This window comes from Segeticoccus rhizosphaerae (assembly GCF_005222685.1).
Classification (GTDB): Bacteria; Actinomycetota; Actinomycetes; order Actinomycetales; family Dermatophilaceae; genus Segeticoccus; species Segeticoccus rhizosphaerae.
Map to the genome: position 1 here is coordinate 22104 of NZ_SWMA01000023.1, position 13907 is coordinate 36010.

The following is a 13907-nucleotide window of genomic DNA, read 5'->3' on the forward strand; positions in this document are numbered from 1 at the left end:
CCGACCAGGAGGAAACATGACCAGCACCCCACGTGTCGCCGTCGTGACCGGAGCAGCGCGCGGCATCGGCGCCGCGACCGCCCGTCGGCTGGCCGCTGACGGGCACGCCGTCGCGGTCATCGACCTGGACGAGCCCGCTTGCACCGAAACCGTTTCCGCGATCACGGACGCGGGTGGCCGGGCCGTCGGCATCGGTGCCGACGTGAGCGATCCCGCCCAGGTTGAGGCGGCGGTCGCCCGTGTGGTGGAGCAGCTCGGCGCGCCGACGATCCTGGTCAACAACGCGGGCATCATCCGAGACAACCTGCTGTTCAAGATGACAGTGGACGACTGGGACGCGGTGCTCTCGGTGCACCTACGCGGCGCCTTCCTGGTGACCAAGGCCGTCCAGGCGCACATGGTCGAGGCGAAGTGGGGGCGGGTCGTCAACCTCTCCTCGACCTCCGCCCAGGGCAACCGCGGTCAGGTGAACTACTCGGCGGCCAAGGCCGGCATGCAGGGCTTCACCAAGACGCTGGCCATCGAGCTCGGGCGCTACGGCGTGACGGCCAACGCGGTGGCTCCGGGCTTCATCGCCACCGACATGACGCGGGCGACGGCCGAGCGGATGAAGATCAGCTTCGAGGAGTTCACCGAGGGCGTGGCCCAGCAGGTGCCGGTCGGGCGGGTCGGGCAGCCGGAGGACATCGCCGCGACGATCTCGTTCCTGACCAGCGAGGAGGCCGGGTTCGTCTCCGGGCAGGTCATCTACGTGGCGGGCGGCCCGGCCGACTGATCCCCGTCCCAGGGTCGCGACATGAGTGACCCGGCCCCGCAGGACGAGGAGCAGCAGCTGCTGGCGCAGTGGCGGGCCGAGGCGCTGGTGGAGGGCTGGAACTTCAGTCACCTCGCCGATCGGATGGTCGAGGAGGAGCCACCATGGGACTTCGCGGCGATGACCCGCGACGCCCTGTCGGCGGCGCGTCACGTGGTCGACATGGGGACCGGCGGGGGCGAGCAGCTCCTGAGGTTCGTCGACGTGCTGCCGGACGACACCGTGGCGACCGAGGGACGCCTTCGTGGCCGATGAGGTGCGCCGGGTGCTCGCCCCCGGCGGCACGTTCCTCACCCAGTAGGTCGGCGGCGACGATGCCCACGAGCTGCACCATCTCCTCGGCGGCGAGCCGAGTTATCCCGCGGACCTGATGGACCTGCTCGTCGACCAGGTCCGCGCCGCCGGCTTGGTCGTCGAGGAGAGCTGTGAGTGGTCGGGCTCCTACCGGTTCCGGGACGTCGCCGCGCTGGTCGCCTACCTGACGCTGGTGCCGTGGGACGCGCCCGACGACTTCTCGGTCGAGGCGTATGCCGATCCTCTCCTCACGCTGCACCGCGACACGGCAGGGCGGGACATCACGCTGACCATGCGACGCTTCTGGTTTCGTGCCCGGGGCTGACCGGCGCGTGGCATCGCAGGCCGGGCCACCCGACGGCGCCGCCACCCAGCCGCGCCGCCTTCGTATGCTGGGGGCCCGCCTACCCCAGGAGTGATCGTGGACTTCGCCACGGATGCGCGCGCCAGTGAGCTCGCCGAGAGGCTCACGGCGTTCATGGACGAGTGCGTCTACCCCGCCGAGCCGGTGCTGGACGAGCAGGTGCTCGCGAGCCGTGGCACCGACCGCGAGTTCTCCCGCCCACAGATCGTGCAGGACCTGAAGGCCGAGGCCCGCAGCCGGGGACTGTGGAACCTCTTCCTGCCGGGTGAACGCGGCGCCGGACTGACCACCCTGCAGTACGCGCCGCTCGCCGAGATCACCGGCCGTTCACCGGCGCTCGCACCCGAGGCCGTCAACTGTGCCGCTCCGGACACTGGCAACATGGAGCTGCTCTCGGAGTTCGGCACGCCGGAGCAGCAGGAGCAGTGGCTGGAACCGTTGCTGGACGGCCGGATCCGCTCCGCCTTCTGCATGACCGAGCCGGATGTCGCGTCCTCGGATGCCACCAACATCCGCACCCGGATCCGACGGGACGGCGACCACTACGTCATCAGCGGACGCAAGTGGTGGTCGACCGGAGCGATGGACCCGGCCGCGCAGATCTTCATCGTGATGGGCCAGAGCGCCGACCCCGAGGACGCGACGGTCGACCGGCACCGTCGGCAGTCGATGATCCTCGTGCCGCGGGACACGCCCGGAGTGAGCGTGGTCCGTCCGCTGCACACCTTCGGCTACGACGACGCACCCCGGGGCGGCCACGCGGAGGTGGCGTTCGATGACGTGCGGGTCCCGGCCGGGAACATCGTCAAGGGTGAGGGCGAGGGATTCGCCATCGCGCAGGCCCGGCTCGGTCCCGGTCGGATCCACCACTGCATGCGGCTCGTGGGCATGGCCGAGCGGGCCCTCGAGCTGATGTGCCGCCGGGCCCTGTCGCGCACGACCTTCGGCAAGCCGATCGCGCAGCAGGGAGCCGTGCAGACCCAGATCGCCTCGGCGCGGGTCAACATCGAGCAGGCCCGGTTGCTGGTGCTCAAGACCGCTTGGTTGATGGACACCGTCGGCAACCGCGGCGCCCACACCGAGATCCAGTCGATCAAGATCGCGGTGCCGTTGATGGTGCAGCAGGTCGTGGACGACGCCATCCAGGTCCATGGCGGGGCCGGCGTCTGCCGGGACACCATCCTGCCGCACCTGTGGGCGTCGGCCCGCACCCTGCGCCTGGCCGACGGCCCCGACGAGGTGCACCGGGGGTCCCTGGCTCGACGCGAGCTGCGCCGCTACTCCTGACGGTCGCCGGAGTGCCGTGCCCCACCTGGTGGGGCACGGCACCCCACGTCTCAGTCGCGGGTGAGCTTGCGGTAGGTGACGCGGTGCGGCCGGGCGGCCTCGGGGCCGAGGCGCTCGACCTTGTTGGCCTCGTAGGCCTGGTAGTTCCCCTCGAACCAGTACCAGTTCGCCGGGTCCTCGTCGGTGCCCTCCCACGCCAGGATGTGGGTCGCGACCCGGTCGAGGAACCAGCGGTCGTGGCTGGTGACCACGACACACCCGGGGAAGTCGAGCAGCGCGTTCTCCAGGGAACCCAAGGTCTCGACGTCGAGGTCGTTGGTGGGCTCATCGAGCAGCAGCAGGTTGCCGCCCTGCTTGAGCGTGAGCGCGAGGTTGAGGCGGTTGCGCTCGCCACCGGACAGCACACCGGTCATCTTCTGCTGGTCGGGGCCCTTGAAGCCGAACTGCGACACGTAGGCCCGCGACGGGATCTCGACGTTGCCGACGTGGATGTAGTCCAGCCCGTCCGAGACCGTCTCCCACAGGTTCTTCTTCGGGTCGAGCCCACCACGGCTCTGGTCGACATAGGAGATCTTGACCGTCTCGCCGACCTTGACGCTGCCGTCGTCGGGATCCTCGAGCCCCACGATCGTCTTGAAGAGGGTCGTCTTGCCGACACCGTTGGGCCCGAGCACGCCGACGATGCCGTTGCGCGGCAAGGTGAAGCTCAAGCCCTCGATCAGGACCCGGTCGGCGAAGCCCTTCTTGAGGTCGTCGACCTCGATGACGGTGCTGCCGAGCCGTGGGCCCGGCGGGATGGTGATCTCCTCGAAGTCGAGCTTGCGGGTGCGCTCGGCCTCGGCCGCCATCTCCTCGTAGCGTGACAGGCGGGCCCTGCTCTTGGTCTGCCGCGCCTTGGCGTTGGACCGCACCCACTCCAGCTCGCTCCTGAGCCGCTTCGCCAGCTTGGCGTCCTTCTTGCCCTGGACCTGCAGGCGCTCCTGCTTCTTCTCCAGGTAGGTGGAGTAGTTGCCCTCGTAGGGGTAGAGCCGGCCGCGGTCGACCTCGGCGATCCACTCCGCGACGTTGTCGAGGAAGTACCGGTCGTGCGTGACGGCGAGGACGGCGCCGTGGTAGCTCGCGAGGTGCTGCTCGAGCCACTGCACGCTCTCTGCGTCGAGGTGGTTGGTCGGCTCGTCGAGCAACAGCAGGTCGGGCTTGGACAGCAGCAGCTTGCACAGGGCGACTCGCCGGCGCTCACCGCCGGAGAGCACCGTGACGTCGGCGTCCGGCGGCGGGCAGCGCAAGGCGTCCATCGCCTGCTCGAGCTGGGAGTCGAGGTCCCAGGCGTCGGCTGCATCGATCTTCTCCTGCAGCTTGCCCATCTCGGCCATCAACGTGTCGAAGTCGGCGTCGGGCTCGGCCATCTCGGCGGAGATCGCGTTGAACCGGTCGACGTCGGCCTTGATCTGGCCGAGGCCCTCCTCGACGTTGCCGAGGACGGTCTTGTCCTCGTTGAGCGGGGGCTCCTGGAGCAGGATCCCGACGGTGTAGCCGGGCGAGAGCCGCGCCTCCCCGTTGGACGGCTGGTCGAGGCCCGCCATGATCTTCAGGATCGTCGACTTGCCGGCCCCGTTCGGGCCGACCACGCCGATCTTGGCGCCGGGGTAGAACGACATCGTCACGTCATCGAGGATGACCTTGTCGCCGTGCGCCTTGCGCGCCTTGGACATGGTGTAAATGAACTCGGCCATGCCTCTCAGGTTATCGGCCCGGACCGGTCTGGCTAAATCCGTCGCGGCGGCACGAACCCGTCAGGGTCAGGCGCCGACGGGTTCAGGCATCTCCAGTCCTCCCACAGGATCGACACCGTCGGTCTGCCCGTGGCCCCCACCCTCCGGCACGTGGTCGCCTCCACCGGTGCCCGCAAGCCCCTCGACCTGCTCACGCGCCTCCTGCACCGCGGGGTCGCCGAGCTGGCCGGCGCTGCGCAGCTGCGGTCGCGCCACCTTCTCGAAGCTCGCCTCTCCCCGGGTGAGGTCGAAGCCGGCGCTGTAGGCCTCGACCTCCACGGACGTGCCGCTCCGCTCCCCGTTGTCCCACTGGTTGACCCGCAGGCGACCGTAGACGACCAGCGGGTCGCCCTTCTTGATCGAGTTGGCCAGGTTGATGCCGAGCGACCGGAAGGCCGACACGCTCACGAAGTTGGTCTCGGCATCGACGTACTCCCCCGTCTCGCGGTTGAGCCGGCGCACATTGGATGCCAGCCGGAAGGTCACGAACGGCACGCCGGCTCGGGTCGCTCGCACCTGCGGGTCGCCCACGACGTTGCCGTTGACGGTCACGTAGATCTCGTTCATCTCGTCCACCTCTTGGGTCGGTCGCCCGCCGGTTGACGGGTCGCGACCACCATGAGCCGGTCGCGGGCAGCCGGGAAGGCGGCAGGGAGCGGGTGTGGACGGTGGGGCCGGTCGGCAGCCGCTGTGGATCGTGGTGGGACGTGCACGCCGAGGCTCCCGGCTGTCCGTCAGGGCGACGTGTCGCCCACAACACAGCCGGGTCAGCCGCGGGCGATCTGGAGCTGCTCGCGGGTCTCGCGATGGTCGGTGAGCACCTGCTGCACCGGAGCGACGATGCGCTCTCGGGCGACCGTGTCGATCGCCTCGTGCAGCCGCTTCTCGATGAGCCGACGTCTGCGCCGGCCGCCGACCCGTCCGAGCACCCGGCCGAGCGCCGCGAGCGCCAGCCCGATCAGGACTCCCCCGGCGAGCATGAGCAACGGATAGGGCAACGGGCCCCACTGCGGGGTGTCGACCTCGGGCAGCTGCAACCAGCCCATGGCCATCAGCACGAGCAACCACACCAGCCCGGCGACGGCGACCGCCGCGAGCAGCCACTGCAGGAGGCCGACGATGCTCCACCACCACGGGGTCCGCCCCCGCAGGGAGGTCTGCATGACGGCCTGGTCGAGCGCGTCCGCCATCCGGTCGTCGGGGGGCGAGGCCGCCTCCTGCGCCGCCTCCGCCCACCGGTCCGGCAACCCCTCGCCGGCGCGGTCACCGAGGTCGCGGGTCGCGAGGTCGACGGCTGATCGGGCAGCCGGTGACGCCGGCGGCAGGGACGACCGCCCGAGCACCAGTCGCACGTCCGTGGCGCTCACGGTGGCCTTCCTGTCCCGCGACCGGTCCAGCCGCAACCGCTTCAGCGGGTCGGGCCGCAGCCCCCTCGCCCACCGCGTGAACGGCCAGCCCGTGTGAGCAGTGGCCGAACGGCGGTAGTCGCGCTCCACCGCCGCAAGGACCGTGGGTATGCCCGCCGCTCGACCCAGTGCCTCGACCAGCCTCTGGTCGGCTCGGTTCCCGAGGCGCACCTCCTGCTCGGCCACCCCTTCGCGGAGCCGCTCCGCCGACGCACGGACATCGGCCACCAGCCGTTGCTCGGCGGCGTGGTGGCCCTTGACCACCGTGCTGATCCGGTGCTCCAGGCTGACGACTCCCGCACTGGTGGTGGCGGAGGTCAGGAAGACCTCGACGTCCTTGACGCCGTCGGCGGCGAGCAGCCGCTTGAGGTCGGCCGCGCACGCCTCCGCGTCGTCGACCGAAAGGCGGTCGGCCTGGTTGAGCACCACGAGGGTCACGGCGTCATGGCCGGCCAGCGCGGTGAGGTATTCGTCGTGCAGGCGGGCGTCGGCATACTTCTGTGGGTCGGTGACCCAGACGAAGACATCGACCAGTCCGAGGACCCGATCCGCCTCGACGCGGTGCGCGGACTCACGCGAGTCGAAGTCGGGCAGGTCGAGCAGCACGAGACCGTCGAGGTCGAGCTCGCCCTGGGCGGCGTCGACCCCCTCTCGGGCCGGCACGTGGTGCCGTCGTCCGACCTTCAGCCAGTCGAGCAGGGCCTGGGCCGACTCGTCTCCCCAGATCGCGGCGGTCGGCGTCGACGTGGTGGGGCGTCGTGCACCGATCGCTGAGACTGGTTCTCCCACCAGCATGTTGAAGAGGCTGGACTTGCCGCTGCCGGTCGCACCGGCCAGCGCGACCACGGTGTGGCTGCCGACGATCGAAGTGCGCTCGCCGACCCGCTCGACAACCTCCGTGGCCTGCGCCGCCGCCCGCGGATCGAGTCGGTCCCCTCCCACCTCGAGCGCAGCGGTGAGCCCGGCGGCGCGCCGCTCGAGGCCCTCACGCGAGGTCGCCTCCTGGCTGCGGCGGCCCCTCAGCAACGTGCTCATCGCGCCGTCTCCACCGCGCGCGCGGCCGAGGAGAGCCGGGCCGCGGCCTCGGGGTCGACCCGCACATCGTCCAGCGCCGCGTCGAAGCGGGAGCGCTCCTGCGCATACAGCGCCTCGGTCCGGGCCAGGAGGTCGCGGCGCGCCTTGGCCGCGAGCTCGCGCACCGCCTGGTCGCCGAACACGGCCTCGAGCAGCCGCTGGGCCAGGACCGCCGAGCCACCCGCGATCCCGATCTCGGCCCCACTCAGGCCGGCGGTCGCGCTGAACGTGAGCAGCATCAGCATGACCGCGATGCCGTTGACGCCGAAGGCGAGGACGCGTGCCGTGTTGCGTCGGCCGCCCGCCTCGCTGCGCACCAGCTCGAGGACGCCGCCCTGCCAGTCGCGCACCAAGCGCTCCACGGCCGCGTCGCTGCCGGGTGTCGTCTTCGCCAGCTCGGGGTGGCGCTCGAGCAGGGCCGGCCCTCCCGGCAGGCTGCGCCACCGGCGGGCCGCGGCGCTGGCGGCGCCCTGGGAGTGCGAGACCAGCAGCGCGGCCGCACCGGTCTGGAGCGCCTCGCCAAGGTCCTCCGAGGGCACCTGACGACCCCGGAAGAAGGCGGTGACGCGGTCCCGGAGCTTGCTCACGCCGGCCTCGATCTGGCGCAGGAACTCCCCCGTCCCGACGAACTCCTGCCATCGGGCGAGCACCTCTCCCCGCAACAGCGAACCGTCGCTCATACCCTCCGAGACGCCGGCGAGCGCATCGGCATACGCGGTGGCCGCGCTGGCCCGGAGTCCCTCGATCGCGTTCTCCTGCTGAGCGGTTGCCGCCGCGAGCAGGCCGGCGCGGTCGCCGAGCGAGTCGAGGGCGCCGGTGAGCGTGCGCTTGATCACCGTGGCACGGGCCTTGGCGTCCTGCGCGAGCGACTGCAGCCACGAGCGGAGCCGTCCGATCTCGGTCTCGGGAAGCAACCCGTTGACCAGCGCGGTCTCGACCACGGTGAAGACCGGTGCCGTGCCCAGGCCCTGTTCGGCCAGCATCGACGCGAGGTGACCCCTGACCTCCTCCATCGCCTCCGGCGGCACCCGATCGAGCACGATCGCCACCGAGGTGCCCCGGTCGGACGCCTCGCGCAGCAGGTCCCACGGCACCGCGTCGGCGTAGCGCGCCGCGGTGGTGACGAACAGCCACAGGTCGGCAGCCGACAGGAGCTGCCGGGCCAGGTCGCGGTTTGCCTCGACCACGGAGTCGATGTCGGGGGCATCGAGCAGGGCCAGCCCGGGCGGCAGGGCGTCGGAGGCCACGAGCCGGACCGACGACGGGTCGTCGTCCGGCCCCTCGGCGCCCGTGAGCCGGCCGAGTCCGGGGAGCACCCGGGTGCCCGTGAACCAGCGCTCGTCCTCGGGGTGGTGGACCAGCACCGAGGCGCGGGTGGTCGGACGCAGCACCCCGCTGCGACTGACCACGTGGCCCACGATCGAGTTCACGAGCGTCGACTTGCCCGCTCCGGTTGACCCGCCCACGACCGCGAGCAACGGCGCATCGAGGGCAGCCAGCCTGGGGATGACGTAGTCGTCGAGCTGGCGCAGCAGGCTCGACTGCGAGCGGCGCGCGTCGGTCGCGCCGGGCACGTCCAGCGGCAGCCGGGCCGCCTCGACGGCGCCGCGCAGGGACTGGACCGCGTGCAGCAGTCGACTGTCCTGCGCGGTGTCGGTCACACGGTGCAGCCTGCCCTGTCCGGGGCCGTTCGCTCAACTTGACCCGCCGGGCGACGCAGGCGAGCGGGGCTCAAGCGAAGAGGGGCTCCCCGACGTAACCGCCCCTGCGCACGCCGGGCGGCACCGCGAACAGCGCTGAGCCGGTGTGCTGGAGGTATTCCATCATCGCGTCGTCGCGCGACAGCTTGTTCTGGACGGGGACGTACTGGGTGTCCGGGTCCCGGACGTAGACGATGAAGAACAACCCGGCATCCAGCCGCCCGAGGGCGTCGTTGCCGTCGGTGAAGTTGTAGCCGCGGCGCAGCATCTGCACCCCGTGGTTCTGGCTAGGGTGGGCAAGACGCACGTGGCTGTCCAGGGGGATCAGCGGTGTGCCGCCCCTGCCCTTGAGGGAGAAGTCCGGCTCGGTGAACTCGGTGCCGCCGGACAGCGGAGCGCCTTCCGCGCGGTCGCGGCCGACGATGTTCTCCTGCTCCCGCAGCGACGACCGGTCCCAGGTCTCGATGACCATGTTGATCCGCCGGGCCACGAGGTAGGAGCCGCCCGTCATCCACTCGGCGCGGGGGTCGTCGCCGTCCGCCACCCAGATGAACTTCTCGACCGCCGAGGTGTCCTCCGCCTTGAGGTTGGCCGTGCCGTCCTTGAAGCCGAAGAGGTTGCGGGGCGTCTGTTGGCTGCGGGAAGTGGACGACGTGCGGCCGAAACCGAGCTGCGCCCAGCGGATCGCCGCCGTGCCGAACGCGATTCGTGCCAGGTTGCGGATCGCGTGGACGGCGACCTGCGGGTCGTCGGCGCAGGCCTGGACGCACAGGTCACCGTCGCTGCGCTCGGACGACAGGTTGTCGGCCGGGAAGTGCGGCAGCCGGCGCAGCGCCTGGGGTTGGCGGTGTGCCAGGCCGAACCGGTCCCTGCCGTCCGCGTCGCGGAACAGGCTCGGACCGAAGCCGAAGGTCAGCGTCAGCCGCGACGGCGGCAGACCGGTGGCCTCGCCGGTGTCGCTGGGGGGCGCGTCATACGGCAGGGGCTGGTCACCGACCGGCTGACCGGCGGTCATCCGGGCGGCCGCGGCGGTCCAGTCCTGCAGCAGCGCGACGAGGTCGTCACGGGAGTCGGTGGTGACGTCGAACGCCGCGAAGTGCAGCCGGTCCTGTGCCGGGGTGACGATGCCGGCCTGGTGGGTCCCGTGGAAGGGGTAGCCGTCCGGCACCGACGACGTCGGCGGGTCGTCGGCCGTGGCGCGCCCGGTGCCGAGCCCTCCCGCGAAGCCCGCCGCGGCGCCGACCGCCGCACCGGCGCCGGCGAGCCCGAAGAAGCGACGGCGCGACACCCCCCGCACGTCGCGCGCCCCGGAGCCGGCGCTCTGCCCGGAGTCGGCGGGCTCCCGTGAGTCGCCGGAGTGTCCCGGCTGCCCGGGGTGCTCGGTGGACGGGGCCATGGGACCTCCTCGAAAGTCAGCCGGCCAGGGTCGCGGGTCAGGGTTGGCAGGTCAGAGAGTGACGGCGGCGGTGAGCTTCGACAGCGGCTCGGACAGGGCGTTGACGGCGTCGGACAGCTTCCGGACCTGGGTCTTGTCGAGCTCGGTGTAGGAGACGAAGCCGTCGCCCTTCCGGTGCGCGTCCAGCAGGTCCTGCAGAGCGGTGAAGCGCCGGTCGATCTGCTGGTCGAGCTCCGGGTTGTCCTTCTTCAGCAGCGGCCGCAGTCCCTCCCAGGCGACGCGGGCGCCGTCGACGTTGGCCTGGAAGTCCCACAGGTCGGTGTGCGACCAGATCTCCTCCTCGCCGGTCACCTTGCCGGTGGCCACCTCGTCGAGCAGGCCCTTCGCGCCGTTGCCGATCTGGTCGGCGGTGAAGGTGATGGTGCGGGTGCGCTGGTAGAGGTCCTTGGTGTCCTTCAGCAGCTGGTCGGCAATGGCTGTGCGCTGGGCGTCCGTCATCGGCTGGTAGCCGGACTTCGGCGGCCACAGGTCCTTCTCGATGCGGTGCCAGCCGGTCCACTTCTGGCCCTCCTGGAGGTCCGCCTCGCGCAGGTCCATCTTGGGGTCGAGGTCGCCGAAGGACTCGGCGACCGGCTCGATCCGCTCCCAGTGCACGCGTGCATCGGCATACAGCGCTCGGGCCTGTTCGTCCTTGCCCGCCTCATAGAGGGAGACGAACTTCCTGGTCTTGGCGAGCAGCTGCTCGGTCTGGTCCTTGACGTAGCTGGCGTACTGCTCGTTGGCCGCCTTGACCAGCTCGGCGTCCTTGCCGGTGACCTGCGCCGGCTCACCGGAGTCGGTGACGGTGAAGGCGTCCCGGATCCCGTCGCCGACCATGCCGGGCTTGCAGGCGGTGAAGTAGTCGCCGGGCGGTGCCTTCACGACCAGGTCGCGGGTCAGGCCGGGCCCGATGTTCTCCACCTCGCCGATGATCCGCAGCCCGTCCTCGGCGAGCAGGTAGAACTCGGTGACCTTGCTGCCGTCGTTCTTGACGTTGAAGACGAGGTTGCCCGACGGCGCCTTCTGCGCCGACACGTCGCAGGCGTCGTTGGTCGAGGTCACGGCCATCTCGCGAGGGCTGTCGGTGCTGCCGCCCTCCGAGGAAGGGCTGTTGCTGGTGCAGGCCGCCATCAGCGGCACGGCGACGGCGAGGGCCAGCGAGGAGGTCACGAGTCGGCGCTTCATGCGGAGGCTCCTTGGGAGGTGGTCGACGCCGGCTTCGGCGCGGTCGAGGCGGTGCGGGGCGGCGGGGTGCGCCGGATCGTCCGGAGGAACAGGAACATCACCGGTATGACGTAGAGCACCCAGACCGCTGCCTCCAGCCAGGTCGTGGCCGGAGAGAAGTTGAGCGTGCCCTTGAGCAGGGTGCCGATCCACGAGCTCGGATCGATGGTGCCGCTGACGTCGAACGCCAGGTCGTGCAGACCGGGCAGGAAACGCGCCTCCTGCAGGTCGTGGACGCCATACGACAGCACTCCGGCCGCGACGAGGATGAGGAAGCCCCCGGTCCAGGCGAAGAACTTGCCGAAGTTGAGCTTGAGGGCGCCGCGGTAGATGAGGAAGCCGAGCAGCACCGCGGTCACGATGCCGAGGGCCGCGCCGATCAGCGGGGCCGTCGTCGACCCGGCTCCGGTGGCGGCTGCCTGGGTGGCGGCCCAGATAAACAGTGCCGTCTCGAGGCCCTCGCGGCCGACCGCCAGCAGGGCGACGAGCACCAGGGCCATCCGGCCACCGTCGGCGGCCTTGTCGATCTGTCCACGCAGCTCGCCGGACAGGCCGCGCGCCGACCGGGCCATCCAGAAGATCATCCAGGTCACGAATCCGACCGCGATGATCGACAGCGTCCCGCCGATGAACTCCTGCGCCTCGAAGGTCAGCCCGCGGGGGCCGAAGGTGAGCAGCGCCCCGAAGCCCAGCGAGACCCCGATGGCGAGGGCGACCCCTCCCCAGATCCGGGGCAGCAGCTGGGCGCGTCCGGACTTGACCAGGTAGGCCACGAGGATGACCACGACGAGCGAGGCCTCGAGCCCCTCACGCAGGCCGACGAGATAGTTCCCGAGCACGGGTCCGTCCTCACCAGATCGAGACGTCCGCCTCGGACGAGGCGACGGGCGTATGCCGTCCGGCAGTCTGACATAGGGTTGCCTTACCTCACAACGTGGCCCACGCCACGCAACAGGCGGGGCAGCAGCACGGCGGCGGCGGCCATCAGGAGCACTCCGGCGAGGGCCGCGGCGGACATGCCCTGGGTGAAGGCGTCGCGGGCCACCGCCAGGACCGTGTCTCCGGCGCCGCCCGGAAGGTGCGCCGCGGTGACGGTGGCGCCGGCCAGGGTCTGGGTCGCCTCGTCGGCGGCGCCCGGAGGCAACCCGGCGGGGAGCGCGTCACCCATCTGGGTCCGGTAGACGGCGGCGCCGATGCTGCCGAGCACCGCCATGCCGAGCGCGCCGCCGAACTCGCTCGCGGTCTCCATGAGAGCGGAGACCGCACCCGCCTTCTCCGGCTCGACGGCGCCGACCACCGTGTCCGTGACGAGGGTCAGCACGGCGACCAGGCCGACGGCGAGCAGCCCGGCGCCCACGAGGACCACGACCAGGCCGGAGTCGGCCCGCGCCCGGCTCAGCACCACGAACGCGCCCGCGGCTACGGCGAACCCGCCGCTCATCACCCGGGGGCGCCCGACCCGCGCGCCGAGCTGCACCGCGACCGGCGCCGCGCCCGCGACGGCGAGGGAGGGCACGACGCTCCACAGCGCGGCCCGCAGGGGACTCATCCCGAGTACGGACTGGAGGTACTGCGTCGTGAAGATGGCGAAGCCGACCAGAGCGAACATGGCGGTGAGGTTGGCCACCAGGGAACCGCTGACGCCGGGCGACCGGAAGATCCGCAGGTCGAACATCGGGTGCGTGGCCGCGTGCTGCCGGCGCACGAAGAGCCCCGCCACCACGAGCCCGCACAACAGGCTCACGACCGGCCACACCGCGAACCCGTGCGCCGCGAGCTGCTTGACGCCGTAGATGGCGGGCAGCACGGCCGCGAGTGAGAGCAGCGAGCTGAGCAGGTCGAAGCGACCGGCCGCCCGGTCCCGGAACTCGGGGATCAGGAAGGGCGCCACGACCAGCAGCATCACCATCACCGGTGTGTTGACGAGGAAGACCGAGCCCCACCAGAAGTGCTCGAGCAGGATCCCGCTGAGGATCGGGCCGACCGCCACGCCGGCCGACGTCACGGCGGTCCAGATCGCAATGGCCCTGGCCCGCTGGCCGGGGTCGTGGAAGAGGTTGCGCAGCAGCGCCAGCGTGGAGGGCATCAGGGTCGCTCCGGCCACGCCGAGCACCGCCCTGGCGAGGATGAGCGCCTCGGCGCTCGGGGCATACGCGGCGGCGACGGAGGCGAGGCCGAAGGCGGTCGCGCCGATCAGGAGCAGCCGGCGCCGCCCGATGCGGTCGCCCAACGAACCCATCGTGACGAGCAGGCCGGCCAGGACGAAGCCGTAGACGTCGAAGATCCACAGCTGCTGGGTGCTGGTCGGCTCCAGCGTCTCGCTGATGAACGGTACGGCGAAGTAGAGCACCGACACGTCCATCGAGACCAGCAGCAGGGGCAGCATCAGCGCGGTCAGGGCGATCCACTCCCGGCGCCCCGCCCTGGTGATGGCGCCCGCGCCGGGCGGTGGGGATGGCATGGGTGTCACGGCGGTCATGAGGAGTCTCCTTCATCTGCGTACGACATATACTGTGTGTGCTGTAGACGGAAGTATG

Annotated in this window: 12 protein-coding genes; 4 read left to right on the top strand and 8 right to left on the bottom strand. The window is 71.1% G+C overall.

Features of this window, described 5'->3' with window-relative positions:
* Positions 1-16 precede the first annotated feature (16 nt).
* The 4 genes from fabG to FCN22_RS14785 all read left to right on the top strand — a co-directional run bounded on the left by fabG (position 17) and on the right by FCN22_RS14785 (position 2759).
* The gene (gene fabG / locus FCN22_RS14775) at positions 17-775 is read left to right on the top strand and encodes a 3-oxoacyl-ACP reductase FabG (RefSeq protein ID WP_137122329.1); all 759 of its coding nucleotides are present in this window, start codon (positions 17-19) and stop codon (positions 773-775) included.
* A 21-nt stretch (positions 776-796) separates the two neighbouring features.
* Entirely contained in the window at positions 797-1069 is a 273-nt protein-coding gene (locus tag FCN22_RS21920) for a hypothetical protein (RefSeq protein WP_202911596.1), read from the top strand.
* A 115-nt stretch (positions 1070-1184) separates the two neighbouring features.
* The gene (locus FCN22_RS21925) at positions 1185-1433 is read left to right on the top strand and encodes a hypothetical protein (RefSeq protein ID WP_202911597.1); all 249 of its coding nucleotides are present in this window, start codon (positions 1185-1187) and stop codon (positions 1431-1433) included.
* A gap of 96 nt (positions 1434-1529) precedes the next feature.
* The gene (locus tag FCN22_RS14785) at positions 1530-2759 is read left to right on the top strand and encodes an acyl-CoA dehydrogenase family protein (RefSeq protein WP_137122330.1); all 1230 of its coding nucleotides are present in this window, start codon (positions 1530-1532) and stop codon (positions 2757-2759) included.
* Positions 2760-2809: 50 nt separating this feature from the next.
* Here FCN22_RS14785 and ettA read toward each other — a convergent pair whose 3' ends face one another.
* The 8 genes from ettA to FCN22_RS14825 form a co-directional block, all read right to left on the bottom strand.
* Positions 2810-4492: an energy-dependent translational throttle protein EttA gene (gene ettA, locus FCN22_RS14790; protein WP_137122331.1), complete on the bottom strand. Its 1683-nt coding sequence runs from the start codon at positions 4490-4492 to the stop codon at positions 2810-2812.
* 66 nt (positions 4493-4558) lie between these two features.
* Positions 4559-5098, bottom strand: coding sequence for a single-stranded DNA-binding protein (locus tag FCN22_RS14795; protein ID WP_137122332.1), 540 nt, complete (start codon positions 5096-5098; stop codon positions 4559-4561).
* A gap of 200 nt (positions 5099-5298) precedes the next feature.
* Positions 5299-6972, bottom strand: a complete 1674-nt coding sequence (locus FCN22_RS14800; RefSeq protein WP_137122333.1) for a GTPase — start codon at positions 6970-6972, stop codon at positions 5299-5301.
* Positions 6969-8672 (bottom strand): P-loop NTPase family protein, encoded by a 1704-nt coding sequence (locus tag FCN22_RS14805; protein WP_162308221.1) that lies wholly within the window; start codon positions 8670-8672, stop codon positions 6969-6971. The genes FCN22_RS14800 and FCN22_RS14805 overlap by 4 nt, the downstream gene beginning before the upstream one ends.
* Positions 8673-8742: 70 nt before the next feature.
* Complete coding sequence (efeB, locus tag FCN22_RS14810; protein ID WP_137122335.1) at positions 8743-10107, bottom strand: iron uptake transporter deferrochelatase/peroxidase subunit; 1365 nt, start codon at positions 10105-10107, stop codon at positions 8743-8745.
* 51 nt (positions 10108-10158) lie between these two features.
* Positions 10159-11331 carry an iron uptake system protein EfeO gene (gene efeO, locus FCN22_RS14815; protein ID WP_137122336.1) on the bottom strand — a complete coding sequence of 391 codons (1173 nt, stop codon included), beginning with the start codon at positions 11329-11331 and terminating at the stop codon, positions 10159-10161.
* Positions 11328-12209, bottom strand: a complete 882-nt coding sequence (gene efeU / locus FCN22_RS14820) for an iron uptake transporter permease EfeU (RefSeq protein WP_137122337.1) — start codon at positions 12207-12209, stop codon at positions 11328-11330. Before efeU ends, efeO begins: the two co-directional genes overlap by 4 nt.
* Positions 12210-12292: 83 nt before the next feature.
* Positions 12293-13849, bottom strand: a complete 1557-nt coding sequence (locus FCN22_RS14825; RefSeq protein ID WP_137122338.1) for an MFS transporter — start codon at positions 13847-13849, stop codon at positions 12293-12295.
* Positions 13850-13907 lie beyond the last annotated feature (58 nt).